This is a genomic window from Bacillus sp. CDB3 (assembly GCF_002081505.1).
In the GTDB taxonomy this organism is placed as follows: domain Bacteria; phylum Bacillota; class Bacilli; order Bacillales; family Bacillaceae_G; genus Bacillus_A; species Bacillus_A cereus_AT.
The window spans coordinates 36,050-58,940 of record NZ_ALBR01000102.1 but is presented as its reverse complement, the minus strand read 5'-3'; the positions used below and the strand labels follow the sequence as shown (position 1 = coordinate 58,940).

Here is a 22,891-nt window from a genome sequence, read left to right as displayed (position 1 = left end):
TCAACTATTTTATATTACAATACATCTAGATGCAATTGCAGAGATTATCCGCAATCGTTAATATCTTGTTTTTTCTCCCTTATGAAAAGAAAAAAGACTCCGCTTAAGCATACAAACTTAAACGAAGTCTGGCAAATTTTATTATCGTTTATTCTTACATTGATTGTGCATCTGTTTCGTCCAAAGCAGTCTGTACATCAATCTCACGATGCATATTTTCCTGCATAAATGTTAATTCAAATACTTCTTTTAATTTGCGGACAGGAATGATTTCAATTCCCTTTATTGTATACAAAAATGGTTGCATGTTTTCAGCCGGAATAATGACTTTCTTAGCCCCCGCTTTTTTCGCAGCTTTTATTTTTGCGTACACACCACCGATAGGCTTCACTTCTCCGTGGATACTTATTTCACCTGTCATCGCTACTTCATTATTCACATATGTACGATGCACCGCTGAATAAACACCCGTTGCCATAGCAATCCCTGCCGAAGGACCATCAATCGGGATACCGCCCGGAAAGTTAATATGTATATCATAGCCTTCTGGAAGTACATCTAGAGAACGGAGTACTGTTAATACGTTATCAACAGAACCTTTCGCCATACTTTTACGGCGGATTGATTTCGTTTGATTCCCAATACTTTCCTCTTCCACAATACCAGTTACATTTACTGACCCTTTATCTTTCGCAGGAATAGCTGTTACCTCAATTTCTAATAAAGCGCCTGTATTCGGCCCATATACAGCAAGCCCGTTCACAAGGCCAATCCTTGGAATTGGATAAATGTGCTTTTCGTACTTTGGTGTAAGTTGGCTCGAATGAACAACCCACTCTATATCTTCATCTTTAATGAAAGAACGTTCTTCATTTATCGCCATACCAGCAGAAATTTGTACAAGGTTAATCGCTTCCCGTCCATTTCTTGCATACATTCCAATCATTTCAATACCGTTCTCACCTATTTGCATCTCCACTTTGTCAGCTGCATTCTTCGCTACTTTTTGAATTTCTTCTGTTTCTAACTCCCGGAAGAACACTTCTAAACACCGCGACCGAATTGCAGGAGGAATTTCCTCTGGCGAACGAGTCGTTGCACCAACTAAGCGAAAATCGGCTGGTAAACCTTTTTGAAAGATATCATGTATATATGTTGGAATCATCGAATTTTCTTCACTATAGTACGCACTTTCCAAAAATACTTTCCGATCTTCTAACACCTTTAACATTTTGTTCATTTGAATCGGATGTAATTCACCAATCTCATCAATAAACAAAATGCCTCCATGTGCATCTGTTACAGCCCCTTTTTTCGGTTGCGGGATACCCGCTTGCCCCATTGCACCCGCTCCTTGATAAATTGGATCATGGACTGAACCAATTAAAGGATCTGCAATACCACGTTCATCAAACCTAGCTGTCGTCGCATCAAGTTCAATAAATGTTGCATTCGTACGAAATGGCGATTTCGGGTTTCGTTTCGCTTCTTCTAATACAAGGCGTGCTGCCGCTGTCTTTCCGACACCTGGCGGACCATATATGATCACATGTTGCGGATTAGGACCACAAAGAGCCGCTTTTAACGACTTAATCCCGTCTTCTTGCCCTACAATGTCTAAAAAGGATGTAGGACGCACCTTTTCCGCAAGTGGCTCTGTTAAAGAAATCTCACGCATTTTACGAAGCTGCTCCAATTCTTTTTTCGATTCTCGATCAATTGAAACTTTTTGTGTTCGCTGATTTCGAAGTAAATGCCAAAAGTACAATCCGACAATTACACCAAAAACAAGTTGAACAAGTAAAAATATATTTGTCCAGCTCATAATTCATTTCCTCCCGCTATGTTTTATCATTTAGTATTTCCTGGGAGGAATAGTGCTAAACATAAAGAAAAACAGCAATTATAAAAATTGCTGTTTCTTCTTCGCATTATGCAGATGTTTTTGTATCAAGTACAGTACCGTCTTGTAACACCAATTTTGGCGGTGCATTATCAGCTACTGTTTCTTTTGTAAGAACACACTTCTCGATATCTTTGCGAGATGGAAGTTCGAACATTACATCAAGCATTAAGCCTTCAATAATAGAACGAAGTCCACGAGCACCTGTCTTACGTTCAATTGCTTTTTTCGCAATCTCAACTAGTGCACCTTCTTCAAACTCTAACTCAACATCGTCAAGCTCCAATAATTTTTGGAATTGCTTAACAAGTGCATTTTTCGGTTTAGTTAAAATATCTACAAGAGCATCTTCATCAAGCGGCTCTAGATTCGCAATAACTGGAAGACGACCGATAAACTCCGGAATTAAACCGAATCTTAAAAGATCCTCTGGTAAAACGTGAGATAAAACATGCTTCTCATTTACATCAGCATTTTTCTTCTCAGCACCAAATCCAATTACTTTCTCACCAAGGCGACGTTTAATAATAGGCTCGATGCCATCAAACGCTCCACCACAAATGAATAAGATGTTCGTTGTATCAATTTGAATAAACTCTTGATGCGGGTGCTTACGACCACCTTGAGGTGGAACGCTTGCTACAGTACCTTCTAGAATTTTCAGAAGTGCCTGCTGTACGCCTTCACCAGATACATCACGTGTAATTGATGGATTTTCGGACTTACGTGCCACTTTATCAATCTCATCAATATAAATAATTCCTTTTTCCGCTTTCTCTACATCATAATCAGCCGCTTGAATTAGTTTTAGTAAGATGTTTTCTACATCTTCCCCAACGTATCCAGCTTCAGTTAAAGATGTTGCATCCGCGATTGCAAATGGAACATTTAAAATACGTGCTAATGTTTGTGCCAATAATGTTTTACCACTACCAGTTGGCCCAATAAGTGAAATATTACTCTTCGCTAATTCTACATCATCAATTTTGCTGTTAGAATTAATACGTTTGTAATGATTATATACCGCTACCGCTAGTGCTTTTTTCGCGTTATCTTGTCCGATGACATACTCATCTAAGATTTCACGAATTTCTACCGGTTTCGGTACATCTTTGAATTCTACTTCTTCGTCCTTCGCAAGCTCCTCTTGTACAATTTCAGTACAAAGCTCGATACACTCGTCACAAATGTAAACACCTGGACCTGCAACTAACTTTCGAACTTGCGTTTGTGTTTTACCACAGAAAGAACATTTTAATTGACCTTTTTCATCATTAAATTTAAACATATTTTCACACCCCTTACAAAGTGCTAACCTCTTGCCTTCGTATGTACACGATAAATGTATCGTATGTAAATACATATTATGTCACTACGTGGCGAGAAATACAAATAATATGACTAGTTATGTACAAATAAAAAATTTTAAAACTTTTGAAGTATGTATATTCGACTTATGAAGAAACTTTTCCTTCTTCATCGAAAAGTTTTATAAATATATTTCTATATTTATAAAACAAGGCACGATTAAAATCGCGCCTTGTTATTTTATTATGCAGCGTTGTCTACTAAGAAGTCTACAGCTTTACGCACTTTAAGATCTTCAGATAAAGCGTCTACGCTTCCAAGAGCTTGCTTGATAGCGTCTACTGGCATACCGTACATTTCAGCCATTTTTTCAACTTCTGCAGTTACTTCTTCTTCAGTAACTTCGATGTTTTCAGCTTCAATGATAGCTTCAAGAACAAGATTGATTCTTACACGTTTTTGTGCATCCTCTTTCATTTGCTCTTTTAACTTGTCAGCGTCAGTACCTGTGAATTGGTAGTAAAGCTCAAGGTTCATACCTTGTTGGCTTAAACGTTGCTCGAATTCACGAACCATACGATCTAACTCAGTGTCGATCATAGCTTCTGGAATGTCGATTTCAGCGTTAGCAGCAGCTAATTCTACTACTTCGTCACGTACTTTGTGCTCAGCTTCGTGCTTTTTGCCTTCTTCTAAGTTTGTGCGAAGTTTTGTTTTTAATTCATCAAGAGTTGCAACTTCTTCGTCAGCATCTTTAGCGAACTCGTCGTTTAACTCAGGAAGTTCTTTTGTTTTGATTTCGTGAATTGTTACTTTGAATGTTGCTGGTTTGCCAGCTAATTCAGCAGCATGGTACTCTTCTGGGAATGATACTTCAACGTCTTTAGAATCACCAGATTTAAGACCAATTACTTGCTCTTCGAAACCTGGGATGAAAGTACCAGAACCGATTGCAAGAGAGTAGTTTTCGCCTTTTCCGCCTTCAAATGCTTCGCCATCAACGAAACCTTCGAAGTCGATTACAGCTGTATCACCGTTTTCAATAGTTCCTTCTTCTTTAACAACTAGTTCAGCTTGACGCTCTTGTAAAGCTTTTACTTCGTTCTCTACATCTTCGTCAGTTACAGTTGTTTCAACTTTTTCTACTGCTAAACCTTTGTACTCACCTAATTTAACTTCAGGTTTCACTGTAACTTTTGCAGTGAAGATAAGGTTAGCATTTTTTTCGAACTTCTCGATGTCGATTTCAGGATGATCAACTGGGAAGATACCAGCTTCATCGATTGCTTCACCGTATGCTTTTGGTAAGATGATATCTAAAGCATCTTGGTATAAAGATTCAATACCAAAGCGTTGTTCGAATAATGGACGAGGCATTTTTCCTTTACGGAAACCTGGTACATTAATTGTTTTTACTACTTTTTTGAACGCAGCGTCGATAGAGTTGTTTACTTCTTTAGCATCAACTTCGATTGTTAAAACGCCAACGTTACCTTCTAATTTTTCCCATTTTGTAGACATTTATTCTTTCCCTCCAACTATAATAATGTATGCACATACCTCTATAGATTAAGACCTTCATTATCTCTTTTTTGAAATAACAAATGTACAAATAATCCTCTAGCAAAAGCTTTCAGATATAATGTTCCAATCTACTAATTGTCTAAAAGACAATTACGGTATATTTTGTTCGAGAATAATATGAAACATATTAAGTAAGAGAATTATACTTCTCTTCTCTTACAAACAGGCAGATTTCTGCCTTTTGCAACCCTTACATTATAACATAGAATATGCTCGTTTCAATAACTGAACGATTCTTTTTCATAATTATACGGGCAAATACCCTTCTCTTTCAATGCGTAATAACCATTGATAAGCAATATGAAATTCCTCAAATTCAATATTGTATGCTGTCATAAGTTCTTCTTCATCAATAGCCAATCCGAAACGCTTTCTTCCAATTCTCTCTAAGACGGCAGCCCAAATTTCTACTTTATCCATTAATAGAGGGAATGGGAAGGTGCTAATTTGTAATTCTTTCCAGTATGTAACCATTGCATCAAATATATCCGGATAATTTTGCTCTAATCGGCTTGATAATTTATGTATTATTTTATCGGATTGCTCCTCATTATGACCTGTAAATGCCGGGATTACCTTTATCGTATTTCCAAACTTCTCTACTTCTATCTCTTCTTCTATTTGATTTTCTACCATCTTATACAAAATAGAAGTTTTCAAATAAGGGTGTTGCTTTTCCTCTATTAAAAATTTCTTTAAAGCAGGAAGTGCAAGATCTAGGTCTTTTAATGAAAGTTTCTGGATCACTCTTAGCTTTTGACCAAAGTTCCCTCCAAAAAGTTCATTAGTAAACTCGTCTAATTCAAAATTTGAATCAACTAGCGACGCGTCTTCCTCATTTAGCATACCTTCTGCAAATAAAGCGAGCTGCGCTAATTTTTCCTTTTGCTCGGGCATTATGTCTTTCGTTTGCAAAACTTTTTCGACAGTTTCAATAACACCTTCATAATCATTTGTTTGAACTAAAATCGTCACATACGTTTCAAGAATGTCACCAAATAATACAGCTCCCGTTTCAAGCAGCTGCTCACATTTTTCTTTCGCTTCTTCCATATGCTTTAATTCTAACAAACAAATAACTGAAGCTAATTCTGTTTGTTCCGTTTCCGCATTATACTGACGTAATATTTCAAAGCAGCGCAATGCATCTTCGAATTTCCGCTCTTTCAACGCTAAAAAACCTTCATCAATATAGCGTTCTGATAGTTGCGGAAACAATACGACCGTATTTTCTTTTTTATCCATACGTTCGCCTCTTTTTCTAGATTTTAATTATCTTCAAAGTAAATATATCAAATGCGTAATGAGAACACAACATTCCAAAACCATTCGTTTGAAATATGAGAATATTTAATTTTTATATCAGGAAATCAACAACATTTTAAATGAAATTCATTTTTCACAAACAAAAATCCTCAGCAACAGAAGCAGAGGATTCATCATTAATGGAAAGCATTTATAATTGTGGGGTATATAACAAGGGTAATAATTTGGAGAACAATAATTGCCATAACAATCATGCTAAAGTAGAAGATTGGTTTACTTCGCTTCATTAAAAACATAATAATAAGCATCGTACAAGCAAACAAACTTAAGAAGAACAAACTCGTTGTCGAACTAAGTATACCACTCGGGACAAAGAACAATAATACTACACTACAAGTACCTATAATTCCGAATAACCATTCCATTCATTCACTCATTCCCTTTCCCTCTCATGGTAGTTTTTTCTAAGCGATTAAATGTTTTACAACATCAACTACATACGTTAATTTCTCATACGCTACAAATCCAAAAGCAACTGTTAAACCCGTTACGATTAATCCCTTCATCATTTCTTCCTCCTCGTTTTATCGTTGTTACCTTCATTATAGAGGATTAGTAATTTGTTACCATCGAACTTCCTTACACTTACCTTACAGAATTGTAAGATTTCCAAAAATGAAAAAAACACCTGATATAACTCGAGGCGTTTTCCGGAATTTCTCTATATTCATTTACAATTGATGCATTTTTATAGTCTTTTATTTCACGCTATTAATTAACTCACTCATGCTGCGTGAATGAACCATCATTATTCAAATCGGTAACTTTTACCACCTTTGATCTCGGATTATATATAGAATGAATCGCAGAGTACAGTTTCCCATCGATATAATTAACAGTCACACTCGTAATTGACGCAGAATATTCATACCGAACAGCTTCTTTTCCATCTACTGTAGCCCACGAACTAGACTCCGCATTCTTTTGCAACTTTCCCGTGACTTCTTCCGCCGTCATACCTACGGATAAAGCATTAAAACTTCCAATGTTTAGCATACCACGATCACAGTACTTCCCGTTCGAATCACACGTATTGAACGTTTGAAGTTCAGGCTTTAGTTTCACCGATTCCTCGGAATTTTTTACATTTTTTTCTTCATCCACCTTTTTATCAGTAGACTTCCCCTTCTTTTCAACCTGTTCACTCTTCTTTGGCGTTTCCTTTCCCATAGAAGTGTTATCTTGTGCGCATCCGACCAATAAACTTAACATCAGCACCCCTACTACAAAATACTTTTTCATATTCATTTCTCCTGTTTATGTTGTTAATTATGTAATAATAGCTATTTACTCCTAATAGCACCTTAATTTCTATATAGTAGTATAAAAATATATATCCAAACAATCACTATAGCTACAGCGATTCCAAATGTTTTTATTACGACTCATAGTTTAGTTATTTCCAATTTTTATTTACACACATCACTTTTAGACAAACAAAAAACCTTGTTATCAAAAGATAACAAGGTTTTTTTAGCGTCCCAGGAGAGATTCTAACTCCCGACCCGTCAATTACCTACGATATATAAACGATTCTTTCATCACTTGCTAAACGTTCATTTGTGCGGTCAACTGACCGTTTTTGTTAATTACTATTATACGCTATATAGTAGTCCTACGCCAATGTTGAATGCCTTTTTGTTCTATCGATTCCCTATTGAAAATTCTGACGTATTTAGATGATATTCCCTATCCACGGAATAAAAAATAATCGTCTTAAAATGCGAATCTCGGCGTACCTTTCCGCACTATTTTATATATTTTGATCGCAGTCTTAATATATCTTCCTCTTCGCGAATGCCTGCCGATCCCTTCCTTACATTTTTTACGACAGTCCAACTCGGGTTAGTTTCATCACCGATGTTCTGTACTGTAAAGTTGCCGTCACCATATTTTCGTTGACCTTCTGCCAATTTCTCCGTTAAATCATTTTCTTTTGATCTCGCCATATTTGCGCCATCTCCCTTTTTTATACAACCTTCTTAAACTGTCCAATCAATCACACGTCCAGTCAATTGGAGATCCTCGCTTTCCACTTCTATTAATTGTAACACACTGTCGGGGATAAGTTCCGATAACGGCTGTTCAATCGTACTAAAAACGTTATTTTCTTTGAATTTGAATGATCTGACGCCAGTTACGCTAAATGATGCGATTCCTTGCCGCTGCATTTTGTTTGTATCGTTATAAACAATTACTAAGTATGCGTTGAATTCATATATCGCAGTAAGATCCGCAGCTGCCGCAGCCATTGCAAATACTACCGCGAGCCCACCTAGTATTGGATTTCCTACAATACCTGTATCAACAGTACAATTGTCATTAGAATGACGGTACCCTCTGCCTAGACCCTCTCACCATACCTCTAGCCGAATCAAATATGTAACTTAATCACGCGTCTTATTCTACGGAAATAAAGACGCACAATTGTATTTCATTATTTATCTCATAACAACTATCGTCGGCTAAGCCGTTTAATCAACGATATGTAGTTTATTATTTTTTCTATATAATTATTATCGTATATTCTATTGTAATAACCTTCCACTATTTACACACAAATCAATTTTTAGACAAACAAAAAACCTTGTTATCAAAAGATAACAAGGTTTTGTTAGCGTCCCAGGAGAGATTCGAACTCCCGACCGACGGCTTAGAAGGCCGTTGCTCTATCCTGCTGAGCTACTGGGACATGGAGCGGGTGAAGAGAATCGAACTCTCGACCAGAGCTTGGAAGGCTCTTGTTTTACCACTAAACTACACCCGCATATGTTATTTTATTTTTCTTCGTTAGCGCCGTTGCCCTATCGACAATATTTATTATATTCATAACCACTTATAAAGTCAACACTTTTTTAAAAGAGGATAATTTTTATTATCCTCTTTTAAAAATTGCTTGTTCAACTAGCTGCCCGTCTAATGTTTCAAAACGAACTTCTATATGATTTTCATCCATTGCTAATAAAGCGAATGTCTTTTCCACACGAGAGCGCGGGAGCAAAATACTTCCTGGATTAATAAATAAAATCCCATCAAGTAATTCTGCCCCTAATACATGAGAATGTCCAAAGCACGCTACTTGTGCTCCTACTTCTTCTGCATGATACGCTAAAGTTTGTAACGTCATTTTCACATTATGACGATGACCGTGTACAACTAAGAAACGAATTCCATCTACATCAGTTACAATTTCATCTTGAAAGTTAGCATAATCACAATTCCCTTTTACAACATGGAAACCTTGTAGCTCTTCGTGAGCAGGCGTTAGCTCTGAATCACCACAATGAATCATGACATCTACTTTCCCTTCATATTTCTCTTTTAACTGCTGTAATTCCTTCACAGAGCTATGACTATCGCTTACGATTAAAGCTTTCATCAATTTCTCTCCCTTATTCTTCTAAAAACCATTCTGGGATTTTCTCTTCTAATTTACGAAGAGCGCGTCCGCGGTGGCTAATGGTATTTTTCTCATCTGAGCTTAGCTCCGCCATCGCTTTTTTATATTCTTCTACATAAAAAATCGGATCGTATCCAAAACCATTTTCCCCGCGGCGCTGTTCTAAGATTTTTCCTTCACACGTTCCGTTTACAATAACAGGCTCTTTATCTGCTTCAGGGAAAGCAACCGCTAGCGCACAGTAAAAACGAGCTGTACGTTTTTCTAAATCGATGTCAGTTAACTCTTGCAACACTTTATCGATATTCGCTTGGTCATCTTTCGGCTCTCCAGCAAAACGAGCTGAATATACACCTGGCTTCCCGTTTAAGGCATCTACAATAAGACCAGAGTCATCCGCAATTACGATGGAATTCAACTGTCTACTAAGATTGTCCGCCTTCAAAATTGCATTTTCTTCAAATGTTTCACCAGTTTCTTCGACTTCTTCAATATGAGGAAAATCGTGTAAAGATTTCACTTCTAAGTCAAATCTCTCAAATAACTCAGCAAACTCACGTACTTTCCCAAGATTTTTCGTCGCTACAACAACTTGCTTCATATTTTCCACCTCTACTCTATATGAGATACGATGTCACCTAACGCTTCTTTTTGCTTTTCAACAAGTTGGAAGATCCCTTGTTCCGCAGCATCAAGTAGTTCATTTAATTCTGCTCTGCTAAACGTCGCTTCTTCTCCAGTTCCTTGCACTTCAACAAACTGACCTTTTCCAGTCATAATAACGTTCATATCAACGTCTGCTTTAGAATCTTCGGCATAATTTAAATCTAAAACGACACCTTGTTCTTCAACAACACCTACTGACGTTGCCGCTAAATAATCTTTTACAGGAATTTTAGATACTTTGTCTGCTTGCAATAATTTTTCAAAAGCTAATACCATCGCTACATAAGCACCTGTAATTGAAGCTGTTCTCGTTCCGCCATCCGCTTGAATTACATCACAGTCAATCCAAACCGTTCTTTCGCCAAGCGCTTCTAAATCAACAACCGCACGTAATGCTCGTCCAATTAAACGCTGGATTTCCATTGTACGCCCTGTTACTTTCCCTTTGCTTGACTCCCTGATTGTACGTTGCTCTGTCGCACGTGGAATCATTGAGTATTCTGCTGTTACCCAGCCTTTTCCTTCTCCACGCATAAACGGCGGTACACGCTCTTCAATTGTTGCTGAACAAATTACCTTTGTATCCCCAACTTCAATTAGTACCGATCCCTCTGGATGTTTTAAATAATTTGTATGAATATGTATATGGCGTAGCTCTGCTTGTCCTCTACCATCTACTCGCATAAAAATAACCCCCTCATAACTACTCTTATTAGTATAGCCAAATTTAAATGTACGATATGTATAACAATAAAAGAAGGGGAACTCAAAAAGCAATTCCCCTTTCTTACATAAGTATATCAAATTATTCGCGATTAAAAACTACCTGTATTCACGTTTTGTGGACGATTAACAGGTTTTGTTAACTTTTCACCTTTTTCATCCATCAGATTCGCTTTCCCATTCACTTCAATAGAAACATTTTTCACACCTTGTTTTTCCGTTAAAGATAAGACTAACGACTTCAATACGTAATTTGAAATCACACTCTTGTCTTGGTTCGCAAATATATTTTCATTAAAGTTTAATGTAATATTTCCGTTCTCCACTTTCGGGTTCGTAATAAGCTTAGCTCCCGGATTAAAATCATTTAGTAACGAACTGTGAATCGGACCTTTTACAAGCTCATCCACAATTGTCGCGTAATCATTTTCTTTTCCTTCTGCAACGCGTCTTGTTACCGGTACGTAATATTGCTGCTTATTATTATTTTGCGCCATAAAGTAAAGTGTAACCGGTTTTGTATGCGTTACATCTGCTACTTGTTCATCATCAAAGTTAATTCCATTCGCACGACTTACACCTTCACCAAGCGGTGTACCCGCAACAGGCATCTTCGCTAACTTTTCACCATTTATTTGGAACTGCACTTGTTTTATTTCTGTAAATTGAGTCAAAGTCCACGCTACTGATTCAACAATTTGACGCTCTTCTTCCTTTGAATAATTTTTCATTTCTTTAGAGAAATCAATTACTGCTGTCCCACCTTTTTTCAAATCCAAGGTCATCGTCGTATTCGCTGGAAGGACTGCTTGAAATCCATTTGGCAATAAATTTGTGACTGGTCCATCTTTCACAAGATACTCTAACGTTTGCTTTACAACTTCATTCGCTTTCGGAGTAGGCATTGCAATAGTTTGCGGTACGACATATCCATTTTTATCAACGAGGTATAACTCTCTATTTACTGTTTGCCCTTGTTTATCTTTTTTAGCTGTTTCTTTCTTTTCACCATCTGTATACGTAACTTTTTTCGGTGGATCAATTTGTTCTGTTGCTTTCTCTTGATTTAATAAGCCACACCCTGATAATAAAATCGCACTCACAGTAGCACCAACAACCCATTTAAAAGTGGATTTAGGCATGCCATTCCCCCCTAAAATCTAAGTTTGTACTATTATGTATACGAGCTGTTTCATATTTTAGAACAAGCTATAGCTACTTACACAGAAAAAACCCCTGATTTCTCAGGAGTCCTCTTATATGAATCTACTATTATTCTGTTTCTAAATTAATATGCTTCACATTTTCAATCGGCTGACCGAACCACTTTGATGCAATTTCTTTAAACAGACCTATTTTACCAGTCGTTAAGAAGAGGTGATCACTTTGTTCCTCTCCCTCATTCAACATTTTACTATGGTATAAAATTGTACTTACCTCACGCGCTGTTTCATCACCCGAACTAATTAATTGTACTTGATCTCCCATTACCTTTTTTATAACAGGACCTAAAATAGGATAATGTGTACACCCTAAAATAAGTGTATCAATGTCAGTACTTTTCAACGGTTGCAATGTTTCTCTTACAACTTCATACGCCATTTCACTTTCGAAATTCCCACTCTCTACAAGCTCAACGAAAGGTGGGCACGCTAAACTTTCTACCATCACACGGTTATTAATAGATTTTAGCGCCTCTTCATAGGCACCACTTTTTACTGTTCCAATCGTTCCAATAATCCCAACATGGTACGTATTTGTCACTTTTAAAGCTGTACGTGATCCTGGATGAATAACTCCTACCACTGGAATTGGTAATTGTTTCTGCATCTCTTCTAATACAACCGCAGTTGCTGTATTACACGCAATCACTAACATTTTGATATTTAAATCTAATAAATGCTCCGTCATTTCCCACGTAAATTGACGCACTTCTTCACGAGAACGCGGACCATAAGGGCAACGTGCTGTATCCCCTAAATATATAATACGCTCTTTCGGCAACTGACGAATTAATTCCTTCGCTACTGTTAAACCGCCCACTCCTGAATCAATAACACCGATCGCTCTATTCAACTTAATCACCCGTTTTCTCATTCATCATCTTATTTTATCCCGCGTTAACGGGCAGTAAAACTCCCACCTCAAAATTCGGCTGCAGCAAAGAAGTTAGGCGGGAGATCCACTGCCCGTAAACGCCCGATTGGTGAAGGCTAATAATCAGCGGGGGATGAGCAAAACCCCCACTGATTAAAGTTTCACTTTATGTTTATCATTATATTTTACACACTTTAAGTTCGCTAACTTAAAATGCCCCTGTATAAAATTTTTCATTTGTACCTGTATAGATCAGGACCTTTTTTATTTTGCTCCTTTTTTTCATAATTTGCAAGACAGAAAAACAACCGACCTTCTATATGAAAGTCGGTTTCTTCTATATAAAATGCATATTCATTACGCCACTTTTCTCTGAATAGAAGACATTCCTATTAAATAAGAAGAAATGTGCAGAAATTAAAAAGACGATAATTTATTTACAGCTCTTTTTATAGCCTTACCTATTTCCACGCTAGACTGCGGATTCTGTCCTGTAATCAAACGCCCATCTACTACGACATGCGGCGTGAAATTAGGAGCTACATAAAATAAAGCTCCTTCTTCTTTCAATTTACTTTCTAGCAAAAACGGAACTCGCTTTTCTAAATGTACAGCTTTTTCCTCATCATTTGTATAACCTGTTATACGCTTACCCGCAATAAAAAAAGAGCCATCTTTATTTTTCACACCGACTAAGGAGCTTACTCCATGACAAACAGCCGCTACAATCCGGTTATTGTTATACATATTTACAATCAAATTTGCTACATATGGATTCCCCGGAAAATCTACAATCGCCCCGTGCCCACCACCAAATAAAACCGCATCATACTCCGAAAAATGAACAGTTGAGATCGGCTTCGTATTTTGCAATAAGGAAGCGACATGCTTAAATTCACGGGGGATCCCGTTTGGAATAGACACTCTATCAATAGGTACTCTACCGCCCTTTATCGACACAATATCAACATCGAACTTAGCTTCTTTAAATAAATTATAAGGAGCCGCGAGCTCTTCAAGCCACAAACCAGTCGGGTGTCCATTCATATCATGAGCGCTTGTTGAAACTAACAATATCCTTTTCAACATATCCCCTCCTTACTACCTATTTATGTATGAGACATTATTATCATTCATATAGAGCATGAAACAAACAGAAAAATAGCCGACTCTTTGTATAAAAGTCGGCTTTCTTTTTTACTCTTATTTTAATTTTCCCACTTCAGTTAACACAGTATCTAAATCTTCTGCTGCTTTATTTAGAGTTTGTGCATCAAGCGGTTCAGCTTTTGCACCTGCTTCAATTGTATGAAGCGGTGTTTCTAATTTTTCATATAAATCAGCATTCTTTTCTTTTACTGTATCTTCAAACATTTGCCATGTTTTCTCTAATTGTTCTGCATCGTCTTTTACTTTAGCAGCATCTTTTGCCTGTAATTGAGCTTTCAAATCGCTCACTGTTTTTTTCATGCTAGCTGCCCCATCGGCAATGGAGACTGTTTTTTTCTCAGATGCCTGCTCCGTAATTTTCGTGCTTTCAGCTTTCTTTTCTCCTTGCGTTCCGCAAGCACCCAATGCTAGGGATGTTGCTACTATAACTGGAAAAATTAATTTACGAGATTTCATATCGTTGCCTCCTATTATGCCTGTTTTTTTTGTTGTTGTGGTTCTAATTTTGTATCTTTTTTCTTATTCCATACTGCCAGTATTACTGCAACCACAAGAAGAATGACTTGTGGAATCGTACTTTCCCATGATGGATAAATCGCGAAAAAGTCTATAGTTGGAATTGAAAGGTGCGTAGCTGGCAATAATCCAGCAAGTTGCAAGCCATGAATCCCCATTCCCGTGAATTTAAAGCACAAGTAAAACATGAGAACACTTGAAACTAGGAAAAATGGACGCATCGGAATTTTCAAGCCTACCTTTAAAATTAAATACGATAGGATGATGAGTATAAAGACTCCAATTATAATGCCTATTAGCAGGCTCGATATCTCAATGGAAGATGCCATACCAATGAAAAATAATACGGTTTCTGTTCCTTCACGAAATACCGCAAGGAATGACAAAATCGCTAATGACCACAAACTTCCTGTATCCAATGCTTTTGTACTTTGGGTACGAATATACCGTTGCCACTCCGCGATACTGGATTTACTATGAAGCCAATAACTCATGTACATCAGCATCACTGCAGCAAATATCCCCGTCCATCCAGCAATGAGAAAGTTATTATTTCCAAATGCCCCTGCGGAGAAAAGCATATTTACAATCACACCGAGAATGATACTAACACCAAGCCCTGTTCCAACACCAATCCAAATCCATTTACTTTTTTCTTCATGTCCAGCCTTTTTCAAGAATCCGAGTAGCGCTACAACAACCAATAGCCCTTCCAATCCTTCTCGTAACAGAATAGTAGTTGCATCTAACATGTTGTAGCTCGTTTTCTCAACAAGCGGTGTTAAGTAATTACGCATGTTTTCGATTGTTTTTTTAGCTCCTGTTATATCAGGAGACTCAGAAGAAAGCATAGCATACGAAGTAACCATGTCACGCTCAGCATCTCCATATATTTTGGAAGACTGTGTCAGCACCACGCCTTCTACATCCAACCATGAGGATCGGAATGTCTCAATATTCTTTTTCGCTCCTTCAATATCATGATTGTCAATTTTAGAAAGCGAATCATCTAAAAGGGCAATCAAGCTAGCCACATCCGCTTTTTTTGTATTTCCCTCGTCTTTTTGAGTAGATGTAGCAGAGAACTTACCAGCAATAAATTTTTCATCTACGTCCTTTAAATTTTGAAGTGCTGTCTCTACTTTTTCTTTATTTGCTGGTTGTTGAGCAAACGCAAATTGCACCTGCCCCATTGCATCTTCAATATCGCGATACGCTTGTGAAGATTGTTTTTTGATTCCCTCCTCAACGGAAAGCCAAGTGGACCTAAAAGCTTCATATTGTTTGGAAGCTCCATTTATATCCCCTTCTTGTACAAGCTGAAGTGCTTGTATAACGGATTTATTTGCTTTTCCTAAATCATCTGCCGCTGTTGCAGCAAACCCACGGAATGGAAAACTTATGAAACCTAATAACATAATTAGTAAAAAGATATGTACTTTCCACCTCATGCTAACCCCTCATTTCTATATATCAACAATTTCCCATAAAATGAAATATAATCAATATTGAAAATCATTATCATTGAAATCGCTAACAAAAGTATAGGTCTTTACATTTTAGATGTCAATAAACAATTATCACTTGTCAGAATTTACCGTAAATTGATACAGAATCTCCTCATTGGCAACGTATATGTAATTTTATTTCCTTCAAAATAAGCATTTATAATATCCCCTTTTTTTTTGCTCCTTTTCTCCGCAATTTGCAAGACAGAAAAATAGCCGACTCCTTATATAAAAGTCGGCTTCTTCTATTATAGTTCGAGCTCTCCCATACGAAGAAGCTCTACAACTGCTTGTGAACGTCCTTTAACCCCTAGCTTTTGCATTGCGTTTGAGATGTGGTTGCGTACTGTTTTTTCACTTATAAAAAGTTCACCTGCAATTTCCTTCGTCGTTTTATCTTGAACGAGCAATTCAAATACTTCTCTTTCTCTCTTTGTGAGTAACGGTTTAGATTGATACGCTTTTTCCTTCAACTGGTATAACCCTCCTTGCTTAAGCCAGAGCCGTGTATGTGTAAGTTGGGTGTTTATTTAGTCAAGATATTGTATGAACGAAATGTGCAGGTGGTGAATGAAAATGGGCTTTATTTCTTATGTTATTTTAGACTTTTATACAGTGCGTGCACTCATTTTATCCACTTACTTTCCAATGCGCCATATTTGTTCTAGCAATATACTTGCAACTGTACCTACGAACAAACCATTGCCGAATATATATTGCATAACAGACGGCAAGGATTGGAGTGCTCCAGACGGTAAAAACATAACACCGCTGCCAAATAATACTGCTACTCCTAAAATTGTTACATTCCTTTCATTAAGCTCCACTTGTTTTATATTGTTTAACCCAATACCAATTAGCTGTACGAATGAGGCCATTAAGACTGCAGATGCAACAGCGGATGGTAACGACGCTAAGTAACGAATAATACTTGGAAAAAGCGACATAACGACTAGTAGTACACATGCAAATAAGAATGAACGCATATACTTTTGATTTGTTAAACGTATGAAACCTGCCGTTGCTGGTAAAGGAACGACACCTACAGTTGAAAATACGGAAGAAATGATGTGTGAAATCCCCCCAACCCACGTACCATCTTTCAACTGTTTTTGTTCAATAGTCGCTTTATGAATGGTAGCTTGATTAATTGCTATAATAGCTGCCACTGTATTTGAAACTAAAATACATACCATAACGAAACTTGATACAGCCATACCTGTATTCCATTTTGGAAGTCCCCAAGCAAATATATGTGGAAGTTGCACAAAATGAGTTACTTGAGACGGAATCGTCACTTTTCCTGCAATTAGAAAAATAATCCATCCACTAATTAATCCTATTAAAACTGCATAACTTTTGACAAAACCTTTTCCAAAATTAGATAGTATAATAACGAACAGAAATATACTAAACGCGATTATTGCTGTAAATCCATCGATTTGAGAAACAGTAGCTGTAATTCCTAGCATTCCTTTTAAAAACACACCGCTTAATTGTAAACATAATAAAAGTAAAAATGTGCCTGTCACAAGCGGCGTAAACAAAAATAAAATACGTCCTATAAAACCAGTTACTCCTAATCCGATTAAAATAATACCGGAAATCATCATTCCTAATTCTAAAATTTGCAACGTACTATGTAATTGATCTTGCCCGACAGTTGCATAAGCAAGTACAGTAAATACACCAACCCAAGATCCAGCTGGCCCATCCGCAATTGGTAATCTATGCCCAAGCCATCCTTGTAAAAAAGAAGATATACCAACTACAAAAAACGTGCGCTGCATTAAATAAAATACTTCTTCCGTCGTAAGATGAAATAATCCGCCAACGACAATTGGTAGTGCGATCGAATTCGCTAATAAAAAAATAAACCATTGCAAGGTTCCCATAATATGATTTTGGTTATGTTGATTGTCCAAATTTTTCATCCTTTCTAGCTTTCCTATAAGGAAGTATAGCGTTATCCTGCTTCTACTAAACAAAAAAGAAGAGTTCTATTTTCACGATTAGAACCCTTCTCAAAACATTTAAATGATTCCTCTATACAAGATTATCCGATTTTACTTTCTTTAAATCCCCTATAACAACATTCCCTTTATGCATAACTACACACTTATCGGTTTGACGTGCTACTGCTTCAGCGACACATGTTGCATTCGTCAAAACAAAGCTCGCTTCATCCCCTACATTTGGCCATACTCGCTTCCCTTCATTATTTAACGTTTCTTTTCCTCCCGTAATAAAGCGCAGCGCTTTTCCTAAAGATCTTTCGTCACTCCATCCAAAACGCTCTGCTAATCGATTTACCTTTTGAAGCATATCACCTGTTCCGAACGGTGACCAATGATCTGTAATACTATCATTTCCTAATGAAACTTTAACACCCTTTTTATCTAATAACGGAATCGGGATTACCTGCTTACCAATTGGAACGGTTGAAGTAATATCAATTTTTAAAGCTGCTAGTCTTTCTGCCACTTCTTCAGCTTCTTTATCAGTAACACCACCAAGTCCAAGCGCATGACTAATTGTTACACGACCTTGCCACCCCGCTTCTTCTGTTAGGCTTGCCAATCTTTTCATCGTAAACGTTCCAAGATTATTCGCATCATGCAGATGGATATCAACATTCGCATTAAACTCTACTGCGATATCCATAATCGTATGTAATGATTTTTCAATGTCATTATCTACTGTAGCTGGATCCACTCCGCCGACTAGATGCGCACCCATACGCATCGCATTTTTCACAAGTTGCACAGAATTACTGCGCAATAATCCATGTTGCGGAAAAGCAACGATTCTACCAGACAACCGATCTTTATATGTTTCTAAAGCCGCTAACGTTGCTTCCAAATTACGAAGTCCAATAATTGGATCAACATTACAATGTGTTCTAATATTCGTTGCACCGTTTTGGAGCAATAACTCTAACATATTTTCCGCCCTATGTTGAGCAGTTGCTAATTGCTTTGGCAAAATCGTTTCTTCTTCTTTAAAACGCGTAAAAATATTTTCTGCTGGCACACTAGCTTTCCAAGGACCACTATAATATGTTTTATCAATATGAATGTGCATCTCTTCGAAAGCAGGTAAAATTAACAAGCGATTGGCATCAAGAGTTACTATCCCTTCCTCTTGAACAACACCTGCTATAATTTTTTTAATTCGCCCACCTTCAATGAGTAAACTACATAATTCTGTTTCTGTTTGTGAAATTTCCCCTTCTTCATATGTATACCCTGATTCAAGCATTACATTAGTCAACCAATATACTGTCATCTCTATTTCCCCACCCTTTATTAAAAGTCATCTTACATCTCTTATCTATAATTTTAATATCAACTGAAAATTAAGACAATTAATACGACCGTTTCCTAAAATAAATGTAATACAACCTCATAGTCTTCTCATAAATTTCCATATAGAATAGAAGTATATAGTTTGATATAAAAAGGAGTGGATTGGACAATGTCAAAAAGATTATATAAATCCGAAACTGATAAAATGTTATTTGGTGTATGTGGTGGTTTAGGAGAATATTTTGATATTAGCTCTACTCTCATTCGCATACTTTGGGTTATTGCTATTTTATGTTTTGGAACGGGTTTTTTAGTTTATTTCATTTGTTTATTACTTATGCCACGCTCTTACTAATAACTTCATTCAATACATTTGAACAAAACGTATAAAAAATCCCCTATAGTTTTTTCTATAGGGAATTTTTTCATGAAGAGTATTTCATCGTTAAATGTAATACTGCCACTTCATCTTCTTCATTCTTATAACTATGTTTCTTATTCGCTTCAAATTGAATGGAGTCAAACTCATTTAGCTCATACACATCATTCTCCACTTGAATAGATACTTTCCCTTTCATTACCGTTACAAGCTCAATAGCACCTTCATGATGAGCTTCAGGTTCATATATACTATTCGCTCTTAAACAAGCACGGTGCATCTCCATCCCTGTTTCTTTCGTGTAACGGAACATCGTTTCTAAATGCCATGCTTGTCCTACATCTACTGCAAATCCTTCTCCGCAGCGCGCAACAGCTACAGGTTCTCCAACAACCATTAATCTCGATAAAGGAATTGATAACCCTTTTGTTATTTTCCAAATGACAGCTAACGTCGGATTCGTTTCTCCTCTTTCGATCTTTCCCAGCGTTAATTTACTCACACCTGTCTTTTGGGCTAATTCTTCTAAACTTAGTTTTTGTTCATTTCGAATTTGTCTTAATAACTGACCTACTTGCTGAATGACTTCTTTCGTTTGCATATCTTCATTTTCTTTCATCTATAAAACCACCTTAAAGTATAAAATAGTTTACTTTCATCACACTTAAGTATATTATACTATACATAATTATTCATTTCCAAAAGGAGTGTTATATTTCATGCGCGCAATATTATTAGGGCTTTTATCATCAGCCTTCTTTTCTGCAACCTTTATTATTAATAGAGCGATGAATGTATCTGGAACAAGCTGGGCTTGGACAGCTTCCTTCCGTTTTTTATTCGCTCTCCCTATTTTATTCCTTATCGTTTTATTTCGCAAAAACTTAAGAGGTTTATGGGTAGAGTTAAAAAAACATCCATTTGCATGGATCGGATGGGGTTCCGTTGCAGGGATTGGTTTCTATTCTTTATTAAGTTTCGCCGCTGTCTTCTCTCCAGCTTGGCTCGTTGCTGGAACTTGGCAAGTTACGATATTAGCAGGTTTACTTTTATCACCACTATTTTTCGTTAAAATAGAAACAAAGTCAGGTACAAAACTTGTACGCGGAAAAATTCCACTTCGTAGTTTATATGTAGCATTATTTATTTTACTTGGTGTAATTTGTATGCAAGCAACTGCAGCAGGTCATATTACAATGACGCAGTTCATTTCGGGTTTTTTACCTGTCGTATTAGCTGCATTCTTATATCCCTTCGGCAACCGAAAAATGATGGAACTTGTTGGCGGACGTCTTGATACATTCCAACGTGTATTAGGAATGGCAATTGGAAGTCTTCCTATTACAATTCTCCTTGGGATATACGGATTTTCCACTACTGGTATTCCGTCATCAACTCAAATGCTTCAAGGATTTTTGTTAGCACTATGTTCTGGAGTTATTGCGACGATGACATTTTTCTTTGCTACTGATTTAGCAAAAGACAATCTTGCTTTACTTGGAGCTGTTGAAGCAACACAAGCTGGAACGATGGTCTTTACTGTGCTTGGTGAGATTATTTTCTTAAATGGTTCATTCCCTAGTGGTCTGTCACTGATTGGGATGATTATTATCATGTTAGGAATGGTCGTAAATAGCGTTTTAAACCGTTCTGTTCCAGTTATTAAACAAAAAAATCGGCATAAAAATAGATATGGTTCTTCTTCATAGAACCATATCTATTTTTATTGTCTCCCTATTTCGCCTTATCAGAATAGTATTTCATTAGCTGTTTATACTAAAACCTATGTTATAATACGTTTCATGCGCATTAATAGGAGGTAAATTATGTTAAAAAAAGCAATCGCTGAATTTATTGGTACATTTGTACTTGTATTATTCGGAACTGGAGTAGCTGTTACTGGCGGCGGAATTGAAGGAATTGGAACACTAGGTATCGCTATGGCTTTCGGTCTATCTATTGTAGCTATGGCATATAGCATTGGAACAATTTCTGGATGTCACATTAACCCAGCAGTATCAATCGCTATGTTCATCAACAAAAGAATGAACGCTATGGAACTTTGTTATTATGTATTAGCTCAAATTTTAGGTGGTTTATTAGGAACTGCAACGTTAGTAACAATTTTACGCTCTGCTAAAACACCTTTAGATAATTTAGGACAAAATAGTTTTGGAACTCTTGGTTTATCTGGAGCATTTCTAGTTGAATTCATTTTAACTTTCGTATTTGTTTTAGTTATCGTTGCTGTAACTGGTAAAAAAGGAAGTTCTTCTTTAGCTGGACTAGTAATTGGTTTCACATTAGTATTAATTCACTTATTAGGCATTCCGTTAACTGGAACATCTGTTAACCCAGCTCGTAGTATCGCACCAGCTCTATTCGCTGGCGGAGAAGCACTTTCTCAACTATGGGTATTCATCGTTGCCCCAATTCTTGGTGGTATCGTAGCAGCTGTTGTAGGAAAGTTTATTTTAAATACTGAAAAATAGAATTTTCAATATTTCCGAATAAAAAAAAGCGAGCCCTCATTATGAGGAAGCTCGCTTTTTTATTCTTTAATTTTCGACTTTAAATTTGTAACTAACTGCTCTACCGTTACATTTGCAAGTACGTTTTCCATCGCTTCTTGCGATTGCATTAAAACAATCTCTAATACCGATTGAATATTAGCTCCTACTGGACATTCAATGTTGGGATTTTCATGGAAAGAAAATAGATGTCCTTCTTCTACAACTTCCACAGCTTTATATACATCAAGTAATGTAATTTCATCTAAATCACGAGCAAGTGTCGTACCACCTTTACCAGCTTGTACATCAACAAGTCCTGCTCTCTTCAACATTCCTGTAATGCGACGAATCACAACTGGATTTGTATTCACACTACCAGCAATCCATTCAGAGGTACAGCGAGAGTTTCGATCTATCGCAAGTAACGTTAACATATGAACACCTACTGTAAAACGACTACTAATTCCCATCTGCACACCCTCCTTTTTAT

The 22,891-nt window shown here is 36.9% G+C and carries 24 protein-coding genes and 2 tRNA genes; 3 read left to right on the top strand and 23 right to left on the bottom strand.

What is annotated here, in order from left to right:
• Positions 1-154: 154 nt before the first annotated feature.
• The 21 genes from lonB to CDB3_RS28120 all read right to left on the bottom strand — a co-directional run bounded on the left by lonB (position 155) and on the right by CDB3_RS28120 (position 19,489).
• Entirely contained in the window at positions 155-1,825 is a 1,671-nt protein-coding gene (lonB, locus tag CDB3_RS28225; RefSeq protein WP_128856736.1) for an ATP-dependent protease LonB, read from the bottom strand.
• 106 nt (positions 1,826-1,931) lie between these two features.
• On the bottom strand, positions 1,932-3,191 hold the full coding sequence (gene clpX, locus CDB3_RS28220) for an ATP-dependent protease ATP-binding subunit ClpX (RefSeq protein ID WP_097830545.1): 1,260 nt from the start codon (positions 3,189-3,191) through the stop codon (positions 1,932-1,934).
• A gap of 263 nt (positions 3,192-3,454) precedes the next feature.
• Complete coding sequence (tig, locus tag CDB3_RS28215) at positions 3,455-4,732, bottom strand: trigger factor (RefSeq protein ID WP_097830544.1); 1,278 nt, start codon at positions 4,730-4,732, stop codon at positions 3,455-3,457.
• Positions 4,733-5,041: 309 nt separating this feature from the next.
• Positions 5,042-6,040: a hypothetical protein gene (locus CDB3_RS28210; protein WP_128856735.1), complete on the bottom strand. Its 999-nt coding sequence runs from the start codon at positions 6,038-6,040 to the stop codon at positions 5,042-5,044.
• Between the two features lie 197 nt (positions 6,041-6,237).
• Positions 6,238-6,486: a hypothetical protein gene (locus CDB3_RS28205; protein ID WP_002094402.1), complete on the bottom strand. Its 249-nt coding sequence runs from the start codon at positions 6,484-6,486 to the stop codon at positions 6,238-6,240.
• 355 nt (positions 6,487-6,841) lie between these two features.
• Positions 6,842-7,363 (bottom strand): hypothetical protein, encoded by a 522-nt coding sequence (locus CDB3_RS28200; RefSeq protein ID WP_128856734.1) that lies wholly within the window; start codon positions 7,361-7,363, stop codon positions 6,842-6,844.
• A gap of 506 nt (positions 7,364-7,869) precedes the next feature.
• A complete protein-coding gene (locus CDB3_RS28195; protein ID WP_128856733.1) occupies positions 7,870-8,070 on the bottom strand; it encodes a cytoplasmic protein in 201 nt (66 codons plus the stop codon).
• A gap of 33 nt (positions 8,071-8,103) precedes the next feature.
• A complete protein-coding gene (locus CDB3_RS28190; RefSeq protein WP_128856750.1) occupies positions 8,104-8,373 on the bottom strand; it encodes a hypothetical protein in 270 nt (89 codons plus the stop codon).
• Between the two features lie 366 nt (positions 8,374-8,739).
• Positions 8,740-8,813, bottom strand: a tRNA-Arg gene (locus tag CDB3_RS28185).
• Between the two features lies 1 nt (position 8,814).
• Positions 8,815-8,888 (bottom strand) — tRNA-Gly (locus CDB3_RS28180).
• A gap of 108 nt (positions 8,889-8,996) precedes the next feature.
• A complete protein-coding gene (locus tag CDB3_RS28175) occupies positions 8,997-9,500 on the bottom strand; it encodes a metallophosphoesterase (protein WP_128856732.1) in 504 nt (167 codons plus the stop codon).
• A 13-nt stretch (positions 9,501-9,513) separates the two neighbouring features.
• Complete coding sequence (locus CDB3_RS28170; protein WP_128856731.1) at positions 9,514-10,122, bottom strand: XTP/dITP diphosphatase; 609 nt, start codon at positions 10,120-10,122, stop codon at positions 9,514-9,516.
• Positions 10,123-10,133: 11 nt separating this feature from the next.
• On the bottom strand, positions 10,134-10,871 hold the full coding sequence (rph, locus tag CDB3_RS28165; protein ID WP_001261778.1) for a ribonuclease PH: 738 nt from the start codon (positions 10,869-10,871) through the stop codon (positions 10,134-10,136).
• A gap of 131 nt (positions 10,872-11,002) precedes the next feature.
• Positions 11,003-12,052, bottom strand: a complete 1,050-nt coding sequence (locus tag CDB3_RS28160; RefSeq protein ID WP_128856730.1) for a GerMN domain-containing protein — start codon at positions 12,050-12,052, stop codon at positions 11,003-11,005.
• A gap of 130 nt (positions 12,053-12,182) precedes the next feature.
• Entirely contained in the window at positions 12,183-12,995 is an 813-nt protein-coding gene (gene racE / locus CDB3_RS28155; protein WP_002015338.1) for a glutamate racemase, read from the bottom strand.
• A gap of 429 nt (positions 12,996-13,424) precedes the next feature.
• Positions 13,425-14,096: a type 1 glutamine amidotransferase domain-containing protein gene (locus CDB3_RS28145; protein WP_128856729.1), complete on the bottom strand. Its 672-nt coding sequence runs from the start codon at positions 14,094-14,096 to the stop codon at positions 13,425-13,427.
• 114 nt (positions 14,097-14,210) lie between these two features.
• Positions 14,211-14,633: a hypothetical protein gene (locus CDB3_RS28140; protein WP_128856728.1), complete on the bottom strand. Its 423-nt coding sequence runs from the start codon at positions 14,631-14,633 to the stop codon at positions 14,211-14,213.
• 14 nt (positions 14,634-14,647) lie between these two features.
• Positions 14,648-16,144: an FTR1 family iron permease gene (locus CDB3_RS28135; RefSeq protein ID WP_128856727.1), complete on the bottom strand. Its 1,497-nt coding sequence runs from the start codon at positions 16,142-16,144 to the stop codon at positions 14,648-14,650.
• A 305-nt stretch (positions 16,145-16,449) separates the two neighbouring features.
• On the bottom strand, positions 16,450-16,674 hold the full coding sequence (gene gerE / locus CDB3_RS28130) for a spore germination transcription factor GerE (RefSeq protein WP_000659484.1): 225 nt from the start codon (positions 16,672-16,674) through the stop codon (positions 16,450-16,452).
• A 165-nt stretch (positions 16,675-16,839) separates the two neighbouring features.
• Complete coding sequence (locus tag CDB3_RS28125; RefSeq protein WP_128856726.1) at positions 16,840-18,135, bottom strand: purine/pyrimidine permease; 1,296 nt, start codon at positions 18,133-18,135, stop codon at positions 16,840-16,842.
• A 112-nt stretch (positions 18,136-18,247) separates the two neighbouring features.
• Positions 18,248-19,489 (bottom strand): amidohydrolase family protein, encoded by a 1,242-nt coding sequence (locus CDB3_RS28120; protein WP_128856725.1) that lies wholly within the window; start codon positions 19,487-19,489, stop codon positions 18,248-18,250.
• A 189-nt stretch (positions 19,490-19,678) separates the two neighbouring features.
• On the opposite strand from CDB3_RS28120, the gene CDB3_RS28115 reads away from it, so the two are divergent.
• Entirely contained in the window at positions 19,679-19,864 is a 186-nt protein-coding gene (locus CDB3_RS28115; protein WP_097830535.1) for a PspC domain-containing protein, read from the top strand.
• 70 nt (positions 19,865-19,934) lie between these two features.
• Here the strand turns inward: CDB3_RS28115 and CDB3_RS28110 are convergent, their stop codons facing one another.
• Positions 19,935-20,507, bottom strand: a complete 573-nt coding sequence (locus tag CDB3_RS28110) for a helix-turn-helix domain-containing protein (RefSeq protein WP_097830534.1) — start codon at positions 20,505-20,507, stop codon at positions 19,935-19,937.
• A gap of 100 nt (positions 20,508-20,607) precedes the next feature.
• On the opposite strand from CDB3_RS28110, the gene CDB3_RS28105 reads away from it, so the two are divergent.
• Together CDB3_RS28105 and CDB3_RS28100 are read left to right on the top strand one after the other, a co-directional pair.
• Positions 20,608-21,597, top strand: a complete 990-nt coding sequence (locus CDB3_RS28105) for a DMT family transporter (protein ID WP_128856724.1) — start codon at positions 20,608-20,610, stop codon at positions 21,595-21,597.
• A 117-nt stretch (positions 21,598-21,714) separates the two neighbouring features.
• On the top strand, positions 21,715-22,380 hold the full coding sequence (locus tag CDB3_RS28100; RefSeq protein ID WP_097830532.1) for an MIP/aquaporin family protein: 666 nt from the start codon (positions 21,715-21,717) through the stop codon (positions 22,378-22,380).
• Positions 22,381-22,439: 59 nt separating this feature from the next.
• Here the strand turns inward: CDB3_RS28100 and CDB3_RS28095 are convergent, their stop codons facing one another.
• Entirely contained in the window at positions 22,440-22,871 is a 432-nt protein-coding gene (locus tag CDB3_RS28095; protein WP_128856749.1) for an Rrf2 family transcriptional regulator, read from the bottom strand.
• Positions 22,872-22,891 lie beyond the last annotated feature (20 nt).

Excerpts from the sequence above, each read along its gene's own strand:
- lonB (WP_128856736.1), bottom strand. The coding sequence starts at position 1,825 with ATGAGCTGGACAAATATATTTTTACTTGTTCAACTTGTTTTTGGTGTA.
- clpX (WP_097830545.1), bottom strand. The coding sequence starts at position 3,191 with ATGTTTAAATTTAATGATGAAAAAGGTCAATTAAAATGTTCTTTCTGT.
- tig (WP_097830544.1), bottom strand. The coding sequence starts at position 4,732 with ATGTCTACAAAATGGGAAAAATTAGAAGGTAACGTTGGCGTTTTAACA.
- CDB3_RS28210 (WP_128856735.1), bottom strand. The coding sequence starts at position 6,040 with ATGGATAAAAAAGAAAATACGGTCGTATTGTTTCCGCAACTATCAGAA.
- CDB3_RS28205 (WP_002094402.1), bottom strand. The coding sequence starts at position 6,486 with ATGGAATGGTTATTCGGAATTATAGGTACTTGTAGTGTAGTATTATTG.
- CDB3_RS28200 (WP_128856734.1), bottom strand. The coding sequence starts at position 7,363 with ATGAAAAAGTATTTTGTAGTAGGGGTGCTGATGTTAAGTTTATTGGTC.
- CDB3_RS28195 (WP_128856733.1), bottom strand. The coding sequence starts at position 8,070 with ATGGCGAGATCAAAAGAAAATGATTTAACGGAGAAATTGGCAGAAGGT.
- CDB3_RS28190 (WP_128856750.1), bottom strand. The coding sequence starts at position 8,373 with ATGGCTGCGGCAGCTGCGGATCTTACTGCGATATATGAATTCAACGCA.
- CDB3_RS28175 (WP_128856732.1), bottom strand. The coding sequence starts at position 9,500 with ATGAAAGCTTTAATCGTAAGCGATAGTCATAGCTCTGTGAAGGAATTA.
- CDB3_RS28170 (WP_128856731.1), bottom strand. The coding sequence starts at position 10,122 with ATGAAGCAAGTTGTTGTAGCGACGAAAAATCTTGGGAAAGTACGTGAG.
- rph (WP_001261778.1), bottom strand. The coding sequence starts at position 10,871 with ATGCGAGTAGATGGTAGAGGACAAGCAGAGCTACGCCATATACATATT.
- CDB3_RS28160 (WP_128856730.1), bottom strand. The coding sequence starts at position 12,052 with ATGCCTAAATCCACTTTTAAATGGGTTGTTGGTGCTACTGTGAGTGCG.
- CDB3_RS28145 (WP_128856729.1), bottom strand. The coding sequence starts at position 14,096 with ATGTTGAAAAGGATATTGTTAGTTTCAACAAGCGCTCATGATATGAAT.
- CDB3_RS28140 (WP_128856728.1), bottom strand. The coding sequence starts at position 14,633 with ATGAAATCTCGTAAATTAATTTTTCCAGTTATAGTAGCAACATCCCTA.
- CDB3_RS28135 (WP_128856727.1), bottom strand. The coding sequence starts at position 16,144 with ATGAGGTGGAAAGTACATATCTTTTTACTAATTATGTTATTAGGTTTC.
- CDB3_RS28125 (WP_128856726.1), bottom strand. The coding sequence starts at position 18,135 with ATGAAAAATTTGGACAATCAACATAACCAAAATCATATTATGGGAACC.
- CDB3_RS28120 (WP_128856725.1), bottom strand. The coding sequence starts at position 19,489 with ATGACAGTATATTGGTTGACTAATGTAATGCTTGAATCAGGGTATACA.
- CDB3_RS28115 (WP_097830535.1), top strand. The coding sequence starts at position 19,679 with ATGTCAAAAAGATTATATAAATCCGAAACTGATAAAATGTTATTTGGT.
- CDB3_RS28110 (WP_097830534.1), bottom strand. The coding sequence starts at position 20,507 with ATGAAAGAAAATGAAGATATGCAAACGAAAGAAGTCATTCAGCAAGTA.
- CDB3_RS28105 (WP_128856724.1), top strand. The coding sequence starts at position 20,608 with ATGCGCGCAATATTATTAGGGCTTTTATCATCAGCCTTCTTTTCTGCA.
- CDB3_RS28100 (WP_097830532.1), top strand. The coding sequence starts at position 21,715 with ATGTTAAAAAAAGCAATCGCTGAATTTATTGGTACATTTGTACTTGTA.
- CDB3_RS28095 (WP_128856749.1), bottom strand. The coding sequence starts at position 22,871 with ATGGGAATTAGTAGTCGTTTTACAGTAGGTGTTCATATGTTAACGTTA.